This is a genomic window from Parasphingorhabdus sp., assembly GCF_049667325.1.
Classification (GTDB): domain Bacteria; phylum Pseudomonadota; class Alphaproteobacteria; order Sphingomonadales; family Sphingomonadaceae; genus Parasphingorhabdus.
Map to the genome: position 1 here is coordinate 1 of NZ_JBATHY010000116.1, position 3,929 is coordinate 3,929.

Here is a 3,929-nt window from a genome sequence, read left to right on the forward strand (position 1 = left end):
GTTCACGGCCCAGCTCGCGAACCTCGTCCTTGAACAATTCGCGCAATGGCTCGACCAGTTTCATGTTCATCCGCTCGGGCAGGCCGCCGACATTATGGTGCGACTTGATCGTGACGCTCGGTCCGCCGGTGAACGAGACGCTCTCGATCACATCGGGATAAAGCGTGCCCTGGGCGAGGAAATCGGCGCCGCCGACCGCCCTGGCTTCCTCTTCGAATACATCGATAAAGGTCGCGCCGATAAATTTGCGCTTCTTTTCGGGATCGGTGACACCGGCCAGCCCGCCGAGGAACAGCTCCTCGACATTTTTGTGGACCAGCGGGATATTATAATGTCCCTTGAACAGGCTGACCACCTGATCCGCCTCGCCCATCCGCATCAGGCCGTGGTCGACAAAGACGCAGGTCAGCTGCTCGCCGATCGCCTCGTGGATCAGCACCGCCGCCACCGCGCTGTCGACCCCGCCCGAGAGGCCGCAGATGACCTTGCCATCACCGACTTGCTCGCGGATTTCCTTGATCTTGGCGGCCTTGAATTCGGCCATCGTCCAGTCGCCGGCACAGCCGCAGACATGGCGAACGAAATTGGCAATCATCCGGCCGCCGTCGGGAGTGTGGACCACCTCGGGGTGAAACTGGGTGCCATAATAGCGCCGCTCGTCATCGGCGATCAGCGCAAAGGGCGCGCCTTCGGTCGTCGCGACGATCCGGAAGCCGGGCGCGAATTCGGTGACCTTGTCGCCGTGGCTCATCCACACCTGATGCTTCTCGCCGACCTGCCACAGGCCGTCGAACAAGACGCATTCTTCGGAAATTTCGATAAACGCCCGGCCAAATTCGCCGCTGTCGCCCGATTCCACTTGGCCACCGAGCTGGTGGGTCATCACCTGCTGGCCATAGCAGATGCCAAGGATCGGCAAGCCGCTGTCAAAAATCACGTCCGGTGCGCGCGGGCTGCCTTCTTCCGGCACACCGGAGGGCGACCCGGACAGGATCACGCCTTTGGGCTTCAGCCGTTGAAACGCCTCTTCGGCACTGTTGAACGGAGCAATCTCCGAATAGACCCCCGCCTCGCGCACCCGGCGGGCGATAAGCTGCGTGACCTGAGAGCCGAAATCGACGATCAGGATGGTTTCTTCATGGGCTATGGTCATGGGGTCGCGCTTAGTATGCAGCGCATCCGGAGTCTAGACACTGTCTGCCGGCGACAGGCATTTTGCGGGCCTCCGGGCAAGGCCTGTTCCGCCCCAATCTTGTCGAAAATGTCAAACTATGTTACACGGCGGTCGATACATCCCTTTCTGTACCAGCATTTTATGCGCGTGTCAGGGACTGAAAACCGGGTCGCTTCCGGGTCAGAACATGGGAGGTAAATATGATGCCAAAGGCATTTCATCACATATTATTTGGAACAGTCGCGCTGGCATTACCGCTGGCCGCGGCACCGGTCGCCGCGCAAATCCTGTCGGCAGAAGAGAGAGGCCGGATCAATCTGCGCGAAAATCTTCTCAAAAACTTCCGCGATCATCTCGCCAGGATGGAGACATATCGCCTCGTCGCCCGATGTGAAGATCGGGAAGATTTGATTTTATACTGGGAATATAAGCTCGACACGCCGGGAACCAAAGTATTGCTCACAAAGGGCGCAATTGACAAACTATACGCGCAATTGACGGCGCAGGATGACAAGCCATGTCCGCCGCTCGGGTACAAGCCCCCACCCAGAACCAGTGTTCCAACCCGACCAAAGCCGGTCGCGCAACCCACCCCCGATCGCGGCCCGCCGCCCGCTGTGATGGTGCCTTCACCCGGTGGAAATGACCCGGCGATTGATGCTGCTGCCGATGCCGCAGACAAGGCAGCCGATACAGCTGCCGATGCAGCCGACCGGGTTCTTTCGGGGAGTGCCGCAACCGCCGGTCAGACTGGCAAGACCATCCCGCTACCGAAAACCTCCAAGGGCATCGAGCAGCGGGTGTTGGAAGTCGTCTCGGATTTGTCCTCTGGCGATACCGACTGCTGCTACATTCACCGGAAAGAATCGATGGATGAACTCAAGCGGCTGCGCGATCATGCCCGGAAAAGGGCTCAGGCCGCAAAGGCCGCCGGCAAATTCGGAACGATAGATCCGAAAAGGGCACAGGGCACGGCAATCGGCGTTGATAATGTTTACCAGCAATGGAAGAAGCATTTCGCCAATCCGAAAAATGTGCCGACACCGCGGCCATTACCCGTACCCCTCACTCCCGACAGCAAGTCATCCCCCGGCAAACCGAATGATTCGACCAGCCTGAATGATTTTCCGGGCGATTCGCTCGGCGGCCCGATCGTCAGGGACAGGCTTTGGATCTGGGGTAATTATGGTCAGGCGAACATCCCCGAAACCGGCATTGGCGTGCAGCGCAATGGCCCGCTGGGTACCGCGCCAGAAGAATTTGCCGGCACAACCGATGGGCGGATCAACAGCTTTGGCGGCGGTTTCGCCGTTTCGATTGGAAATCTGACCCTCGGCTTCGACTATGTCGAGGGCGATGGAGATACTGTGTTCGATGTGCCGGGCAACGCCGGTATCGACAGCGGCATCGTCTACGGCCAGCTATCACCCGAGGGCAGTTCGGGCATCATCACTCCCTTCGGCATGCAAGGCCAGACCCGGGTTGATTACACCGAATGGAGCCTCAAGGCTTCGATGCCATTCCACCAAAGCACGCTGGGCGAAAAATCGCGTTTCGTTCTTTCCGGTTTCACTCGCTACACCCATTCGGAACGGGATTATCGCCAGTCCGCCACCTATTCCGGAACCGGAGGCAGCGGCTTTGTCTTCCAGTTTGACCAGACCCGCGATCAATCGGTGAACGAAGATATTTTCGAACTGGGAATCAAGGGCAAGCTGGTTTGCGACTGGGGTGGCGGTGTGCATCCCTGGGTCGGCGCGCTTGCCGGAGGCTATTATTACGACAGCAGCCTCAATTCGATGGAAATCAACAGCAATAATTTCAGCGCCCCGGGTGACCGGAATTTTCAGGTGGACATCCGCGATTCCCGCGATGGCTTTGGTTTCCACGGCAGCGTGGGCGCAGGACTGAGTTTTGATCTCGCGCCGAATATTTCGCTCGGCGTGGGCGGAGCTTATGACTATCGCTCCGATAGCGGTGCGATCTTCAATCCCAATTCCGGGGATCAGGTATTTTTTGACGGCCTGACCACCGAACTGAGAACCAGCGATATCTGGAGCTGGCGGATCGGTGCAGGGGTGCGCATCGGATTCTGAGGGAATCCTCGAACGGGCTGTCCATTCAATAGACCATGCTCGATAGTGTCAGCTCTTTTCCGCTAGACCCCGCAGCTCGGTTTTCAAAATCTTGCCGATATGGCTGCGCGGCAGTTCATCGATCAGGCGCAGCTCCGAAAGCCGCTGGGTCTTGCCGAGATCGGCATTGGTTGTTGCCTTCAGCTCTTCCAGATCGAGCGTCACCCCGGCATCGGCGACAACAAAGCCGACCGGCGTTTCGCCCCATTGCCGCGAAGCAACCCCGATAACCGCGGCATCGGCGACGCCCGGCTGCGCCGTCAACGCTTCCTCCAGATCGCGTGGATAGATATTGAAACCGCCGGAAATGATCATATCTTTGGAGCGGCCCATCAGGGTGATAAAACCGTCTGCATCGACCTTGCCGATATCGCCCATCCGCTGCCAGCGATCGCCGTTTTCGTCGTACCAGCTGGCTTCCTCGGTTTTCTCCGGCTGGTTTTTATAGCCAGACATCATCGTCTGCGACCGCCCGACCAGTTCGCCCATTTGACCAGCGGGCAGGCGGTTGAGCTGCTCGTCGACCGTGATCACCTCGCTGCCGCCCCAGGCAATGCCGACCGTGTGCAATTTGTCGGGATGTTCGTGGGCGAGCAACAAACAGACCACCCCGCCCTCGG

At 58.9% G+C, this 3,929-nt stretch carries 3 protein-coding genes; 1 reads left to right on the forward strand and 2 read right to left on the reverse strand.

What is annotated here, in order from left to right:
* Positions 1-1,153: glutamine-hydrolyzing GMP synthase (gene guaA / locus WBM93_RS05875; RefSeq protein ID WP_424429452.1), on the reverse strand; the 1,153-nt coding region annotated here is incomplete at its 3' end.
* A 221-nt stretch (positions 1,154-1,374) separates the two neighbouring features.
* On the opposite strand from guaA, the gene WBM93_RS05880 reads away from it, so the two are divergent.
* Positions 1,375-3,270: a hypothetical protein gene (locus WBM93_RS05880; protein WP_424429454.1), complete on the forward strand. Its 1,896-nt coding sequence runs from the start codon at positions 1,375-1,377 to the stop codon at positions 3,268-3,270.
* Between the two features lie 48 nt (positions 3,271-3,318).
* Here the strand turns inward: WBM93_RS05880 and WBM93_RS05885 are convergent.
* Positions 3,319-3,929 (reverse strand): class I adenylate-forming enzyme family protein (locus WBM93_RS05885; RefSeq protein ID WP_424429457.1); only part of this gene is annotated, 611 nt, incomplete at its 5' end.